Origin of the sequence: Daejeonella sp. (genome assembly GCF_044232565.1) — a bacterium.
In the GTDB taxonomy this organism is placed as follows: domain Bacteria; phylum Bacteroidota; class Bacteroidia; order Sphingobacteriales; family Sphingobacteriaceae; genus Daejeonella.
In genome coordinates this window covers 1-7,127 of sequence record NZ_JBIILQ010000147.1, presented here as the reverse complement: position 1 = coordinate 7,127, position 7,127 = coordinate 1, and the positions used below count along the sequence as shown (strand labels likewise).

The following is a 7,127-nucleotide window of genomic DNA, read 5'->3' as shown; positions in this document are numbered from 1 at the left end:
TAATTAGAAATTGAGATTCTGGATTGCCATTTTCAGCCTTAAATTGTCCTTGATATTAACTTTTTGTTTATCATCTGGAAATGCTTTTGCTGACAATTTCAGTATTGAATTTTATAATGGAACATTCAATTTTGAATTGAATGAATCATCTAAAATTAGCTTTTCTGAAGAGCTTTCATCTGAATCAATTTCAAATTTCTACAACAAATTAAACCAAAGCGACTATCAGTCGCTACTCTCATCTTTGTTAGCCTACAAAGAAAAACATCAGTTAAATGACTGGATATACTATCAGTTAATCCGAAAAACTGCCCAGCAAATTAGTCCCAAAGCAGAGAATTACCATCGCTACACGTTATATAAATGGTTTTTTTTAAGCAAATCTGGTTATGATGCCAGATTATCTATCGGAAATAATCGATTGATCTTCATTGTTAAAAATAATGAAAACATCAATGACATTCCATTTTTTAATATAGAAGGTAATAAGTACATGTGTTTAAACTACCATGACTACGGAAAGGTAGATTTCGAAAAAGACAAAATATTTCCTGTAAACATTAAAATAAATGAGGCTGTACAATCATTTTCATACAAAGTAACAAGGATGCCCGATTTCAAACCTGAATCTTACAGTGAAAAGGAGGTAACTTTTCAGTATCGTCAAAAATCCTATCATTTTCAGGTCAAATTGAATCCTGAAGTAGAAAACATATTTGCCAATTATCCGGGTGTAGATTTTGAGTCCTATTTTAATATTCCACTCAGTCATGAAACTTACCGTTCGTTAATTCCTCTTTTAAAAAGGAATGTTTCAGGCATGAAGCAGAAAAAAGGTATTGATTATTTGATGAGATTTACACGCTACGCTTTTTTATATCAGAATGATGAAGATAACTTTGGAAAAGAAAAGTACCTATCGCCTGAGCAAACCTTATTTTCAAAATACAGCGATTGTGACGACCGCGCAGCCCTATTTTTCTATCTGGTTAAGGAAATATATAACCTGCCTATGATTGCATTACTCTACCCTACTCATATCAGTATGGCGGTACAATTTGACAAACCATTTGGAAAATCAATCATCTATAATGGTGCAAAATATTCGGTTTGTGAGCCTACACCGCAGGAACAGGACCTCAGAATAGGCCAAATAGCAGAAAAACTTCAGAATATTGATTATCAGGTAGTTTACCAATATAACCCTGCAGATAAGTAGGAAAAACATAAAAAAAATCATCAAAAAAAAATACCCGCCTAAGCGGGTATTTTAATAAAGGCAATACAAATATTTAATTATTAATAACCACTAGCACCCTTAGTGAAATTGAAGTTCGTCCAACCTGCCATCCAATTATTGGTACCGAAGGCACCACGGTAAGTAGTTGCAGTAAAGAAGCTATTTGTTAAATCGCCTGCGAATGCAGCACCTGTTAAAGCAGGTGAACCTGATTGAGGTAACAAATTAGGACTTGTTAAATTAAATGGATCCGTAATTTTTGCATCAGCAGCAGCAGTCAAAGTTATTGTTGCACCAGCTTCTGCTTTCGCTTTGATTGCATCGGCACTTGCACCTACAACTGTTACTGAACCAAATTTATAGGTATCTTTATAGGCATGCAATAAATTATTTTTGAATTCTGAAGTAGTACTTGTACCAACTAAGCTATTGTAAGTTTGATCCGACTCAAGTGAAAGTCCGCCTTTCATCCAACCTACTAATACCGAATTGTTTAATACAAAGGTTGAAGACCTTCTGAATCTATTCGCAAAATTGTGGTTTTTTGAAGAAGTATTATCTACGTTCGGGCCAATAAAAGTAAAGTTTGAAAGTACTGGACGAGTAGTTGGAGTTGCAGTAGTTCCTGTACCATCATTATCACACTCAACACCATTACCTGCATCACCACCATCTATAAACGATGGATCTCTCAAGGTAACCCCAAATTGAATTCTACCTCTGTAACCAAAATCAAAATCGAAATCATCATCAGCAGTAGCATAAGCAACTAAGTATTTAGCGTTAACCGTTCCACCAAAAATCTCAAAAGCATCATCGTTACCATAAGCTACCTGTATATACTCTAATGTAGTACCTGAGCCTACACCACCTAAAGTAAGTCCATTAATTTCAGAGTTTGGTTGAGAAGCGATACCAGCAAACTCAATACGTACATATTTTAATGTTCCTGAGTTATCAGTATCTACTGTACCACCAAAGTTTTTACCAACACCACCTTCAATAGTTGGTTCAGTAGTACGGTTGGTTGTTGCTTTTCCAAGAATCACAATACCACCCCAATCGCCAGGATTACGCTGACCAACTGCCTTACCAGATGTAAATACAATCGGCTTTAAAGCTGTTCCTATTGCATTAACTTTAGCTCCTCTTTCAATAATTAAGGCGCCTTTATCAGCAACATCACTTTTAATGATTGCTCCAGCTGCAATGTTAATTTCACTACCATCTTCGAAGTATACATAGCCTTTTAAGGTAAAAGTACCTTCTGGGACATTTAAGATTGTGTTCTTGTAAACACCTGTAATAACCGCACCATTTTGAAGGGTAAGAGTTGTTTTACCGTTGCTAGGTGTAGTGTCTGTCGTACCTTCCTTCTTACAAGAAGCTGCTAGTACAATAAAGGCAAGAAATAGAGTTTTTAGTTTAAATAATTTCATGGTTTTTCTATCTTTTTTTTTGTAAAAGTATGCCATCAATGTTAGCTTAACTTTAAGCTTAGATTAAATGTTATACCTATTTGCTTTTAGCTTTATTAAATCCGATGTTGTATGAAAAAGAAAGAGAAACATTAGTCCCTAATTTGGAAGAGTTGATTAATCGATCAAGATTAGCACCCTCATAAGCCATTTTCGTATTGCCCTCATTATTTTGGTAAAATACAATTGATTGATTTAGAACATCACCAATATTTAATTTAACCTCGGCACGAGATTTCAAAACTCTTTTACTGATTTGAAGATCTAGAACATCGCGCGCATTTTCATAGATATCACCATAACCCTGATATCCTACAAGGAAAATCCTTTGTCCCACACGATTATAGACAGATGTGAATGTAAGTTCAGCTTTTGGAGAAAAATATTGAAGTCCCGCGTTAATTAGATAAGGCGACTGACCCTGCAAAGGCCTATCAATACCCTCACCTAGCACTTTTGATTTGATATAAGAAGCATTTGCAAATGCAGTTAAGTTTGATAACCATGCTCTATCGCCTAAAAAGTCAAGCTTTTTACGAATATCCATTTCAATTCCTAAAGAACTTGCTGAATTTGCGTTCAAGAAATTTATCCCCCTAACAACCGGAGTAGAATTTGAATTTACGCGTTGCTCAATTGGATTGTTAAAATTCTTGTAAAAGGCTGAAAATGTGAAAGTCTCGCTTGCAGATGGATATAATTCATAGCGTAAATCAGCATTTACAATTTTAGCACGTTTTAGTGCCGGGTTACCCGTAACGGAAGTCTGACTGATGAAGTCATAGTAATTAAATAATGCAAGCTCTCTGAATTCCGGTCTGGAAACAGTTTGTGAACCTGATAAACGAATATTTGATTTATCGTTCAATTTATAGCTCACATTTAATGAAGGAAGAACATCGAAATTATCTTGCTTGGCAGAAACAGCCTGACCAGAGAAGTCGATAGCATTTAATGTTTGTGTAAACTGCTCTATTCTAGCACCATAAGAAAGTCTAATTTTTTCACCAAGCTTATTATCCATCATCAGGAAGCCTGCATTTAAATCAGAGTTTGCGTTATAATTGTCGGTATTATTGGTGAAATCATTGAGGATATACCCATTAGCTCCAATATTTTGAGGAGCAAATATTTGCTCTTTAGGTAAGCTGCTATAAGATTGTTCAAAAACTGAAGGACCTACGAAAAGGTAATTGAAAATACGTGCATTGAAATCACGCTCCTTAATTTGTTTTAAAACACCAAGCTTCATGGTAGCTTGCTGATTAAACAAATTTAAAGGTATAGATAGTGATGTCTGACCGCCAAAAGTATTTTCTTGCAAATCAGAAAAAAGTCGCCTAGTATTTCTATCTATCAGTCTAAATGGCTCATTTGTACCCAATGAGCGACGATAGTCCATAGACCTCTGATCCGGTTGATCACGTTCAACTCTAGAAAAGTTAAGGTTCCAATTTAATTTTAATTGTTTTTGTCCGATTTGGTGCTCACCTTCTAGCTGAGAATTCAACAGACTTTTTTGAGTTAAATCAGACACATTTAAACGAACATCTTGGATATTATCAGTTGTAAAACCAGTCCGAGAAGTATAATTATCATCAAAACCTTGATTATACATAGTTTTAAACGCAAACTTGTTCGAACCTTTCACAAAAGCAAAATTTGCTAACAAACCTAAATTTGTGCTGTATTTAAAAATATCTTCCTGATACTCATAAAATGGAGTTCCTGAAAATTCATAATCCTTTCTTTCGGCAATTGCCATATTTTGGGAATTTCTATAACTCATTGATATAATACTACCAAAAGAGCCTCCATTTTTTAGATCGGTTCTATTACCCCATGTAATTTGATGGTTTTGCGTCGGAATTGCAGGTGCCACTACTTCACCATAAGAATTTTGAAGTTGAGAAGAGAATTTTGCCTTTTCTGCGTTCGATAATGGGTTATACGTTTGAAATGAGCTAGGAAAGCCTGAAGGTAATCTACGACTTCCGTCATCAAAACCTAAAAAGTCATATTTATTTCTTGCATTCGAGGTAAAATCTTGAAAAGTAGACTGGCTATTATAACCCGTACTAACAGAAACATTCAAAAAACTTTCTTCAGGAACGTCACGTGTGATCACTTGGATAACGCCACCCGCAAAATCACCAGGAAGGTCAGCAGAAGCCGTCTTATTAACCACAATACGATCAATTAAGTTGGCAGGGATAATATCAAAAGAAAATGCCTTACGGTCAGGCTCAGATGAAGGAAGAACTGCATTATTCAAAATAGAAGAATTATATCTATCGGCTAAACCACGAATAATTACGAATTTATTATCCTGAATACTTGCTCCACTAACACGCTTAAGCACTTCAGAGGTATTTCGATCTGGAGTTCGTCTAATTAATTCGGATGTGATACCACTAGAAATACTGATGTTATTTTTTTGCTGAGCGTACAAAGCACTGATACTTTCTTGTCTGACAGTTGCTGTAATTACCACTTCTTCAAGTGCCAGAGAAGAAGCCTCTTCCATAATTACATCTACATTTGTAATTTTTCCGGCAAGAACCTCAATATCAGTAATGTTTTTAGTTTTATATCCTACATAAGAAAATGTAAGACTGTATTTTCCAGGGATGAGATTTCCTAGAGTAAACCTACCTTCAATATCAGTTGAAGCACCTAGTGTTGCTCCAGTAATTTTTACGGTAAGTCCGATTAAAGTTTCTCCAGTTTTGGAGTCGCTAACTTTTCCTGAAATTTTGCCGTTTTGCTGGGCCTGAATAGCTTGCGTACCTAAAATTAATAGGAATAGTAAGCTAAAGATTCGAAGTAAACTGTTGTGTTTCAATTGCTGAGATTTTAATTTCAACAAAAGTATTATCACAGTGTTAACTCTGGATTGCCTTAGGATTATCGGTGAGTTACTAAAATGTTAATTCAATATGAATAATGTTAAGATAATATTAAGAGCAGGGATGAAATATTTACAGAAAACCAATAAGTATAAAAAATCAGTATTTGATTTTCGCTTTTTTTAGAAGAAAATGCAGAAGCCAAATTGGGCCAATTAATAAAAATTTAAGATCATCAAAAAAAGATGGTTTTTTACCCTCAATTTTATGTCCTATGAACTGGCCGATCCAAGATAAAACAAAGATTCCAAGACATACTTGCCACATTTGAGGCCATCCATCGGTGTTGTGCATTTTCTCAAGACTAACAATGCCAGCAGAAAAAAACATGATAAGCAATAGCATGAAGTAAGATAATACTGGCGACAATTTATAATAGTAATAAATAGCAAAGGCAATTAAAAAGGAAGCCCAATTAACATAGCCATTGTATTTTCCTAAAATTTCTAAATAAGGAAATGGAATTGCCCAAATCAAACCAAATAAACTAAACACAATGGATGGAACGCAAACCCAGTGAATAATTTCATTGGTATGATTTTGATGACTTTCTGAATATTTATCAAAGTAAACATCAACTAAGCGAGACTGAGCTTTTTTTTGCATATCTGAAAGTAGTTATAAGTTTAAAGATCGCTAAAAATCTAAATTCAATTATTATAGATTAATTTTTACTCAGAACCTATTAATAAAACTATTTTGCATAAGCCACAGACCTTGTTTCACGAATTACTGTAACCTTAATTTGACCAGGATAAGTCATTTCTGTTTGAATACGGTTAGAAATATCAGCGGCAAGAATTTCAGCAGCGGCATCGGTAATTCTTTCACTTTCAACAACAACCCTTAACTCTCTACCTGCCTGTATAGCGAAGGTTTTTTCTACACCCGGATAAGAAAGTGCAAGTGATTCTAGCTCTTTCAGCCTACGGATATAACTTTCAACCACCTCACGTCTGGCACCTGGTCTGGCACCCGAGATTGCATCACAAGCCTGAATAATAGGCGAAATCATGGAAGTCATTTCTACTTCATCATGGTGCGCCCCTATCGCATTACAAACTTCTGGATGCTCCTTATATTTTTCAGCAAGTTGCATTCCTAAAATTGCGTGTGGTAATTCTGGATTATCATCAGGCACCTTACCGATATCGTGTAATAATCCGGCACGTTTAGCCATTTTAACATTCAAGCCAAGCTCTGCAGCCATAGTTGCACAGAAGTTAGCTACTTCGCGTGAGTGCTGAAGAAGATTCTGTCCGTAAGAAGAACGGTAACGCATTCTTCCTACCATTCTGATCAGTTCAGGATGTAAGCCATGGATTCCGAGATCTATTACGGTACGCTCACCGATCTCAACGATTTCATCTTCAATCTGCTTTTTAGTTTTTGCAACTACTTCCTCAATTCTAGCAGGATGAATACGACCATCAGTTACTAAACGGTGTAATGCTAAACGTGCAATTTCACGTCTAACAGGATCAAAACCTGAAAGAATAA

5 protein-coding genes are annotated in these 7,127 nt (G+C 35.4%); 1 reads left to right on the top strand and 4 read right to left on the bottom strand.

Going from position 1 to position 7,127, the window contains the following annotated elements; all coding sequences use genetic code 11:
- The first annotated feature begins 49 nt into the window (after window positions 1-49).
- On the top strand, window positions 50-1,219 hold the full coding sequence (locus ACILQF_RS08855; RefSeq protein ID WP_395627058.1) for a hypothetical protein: 1,170 nt from the start codon (window positions 50-52) through the stop codon (window positions 1,217-1,219).
- 80 nt (window positions 1,220-1,299) lie between these two features.
- On the opposite strand, the gene ACILQF_RS08850 is transcribed toward ACILQF_RS08855, so the two are convergent.
- The 4 genes from ACILQF_RS08850 to ACILQF_RS08835 form a co-directional block, all read right to left on the bottom strand.
- Window positions 1,300-2,679: a hypothetical protein gene (locus ACILQF_RS08850; protein ID WP_395627057.1), complete on the bottom strand. Its 1,380-nt coding sequence runs from the start codon at window positions 2,677-2,679 to the stop codon at window positions 1,300-1,302.
- Window positions 2,680-2,755: 76 nt separating this feature from the next.
- Window positions 2,756-5,563, bottom strand: coding sequence for a TonB-dependent receptor domain-containing protein (locus tag ACILQF_RS08845; protein WP_395627056.1), 2,808 nt, complete (start codon window positions 5,561-5,563; stop codon window positions 2,756-2,758).
- Between the two features lie 163 nt (window positions 5,564-5,726).
- Window positions 5,727-6,233: a DUF962 domain-containing protein gene (locus tag ACILQF_RS08840; protein ID WP_395627055.1), complete on the bottom strand. Its 507-nt coding sequence runs from the start codon at window positions 6,231-6,233 to the stop codon at window positions 5,727-5,729.
- An 88-nt stretch (window positions 6,234-6,321) separates the two neighbouring features.
- The coding region (locus tag ACILQF_RS08835; protein WP_395627054.1) for an HDIG domain-containing metalloprotein at window positions 6,322-7,127 on the bottom strand (806 nt) is incomplete at its 5' end.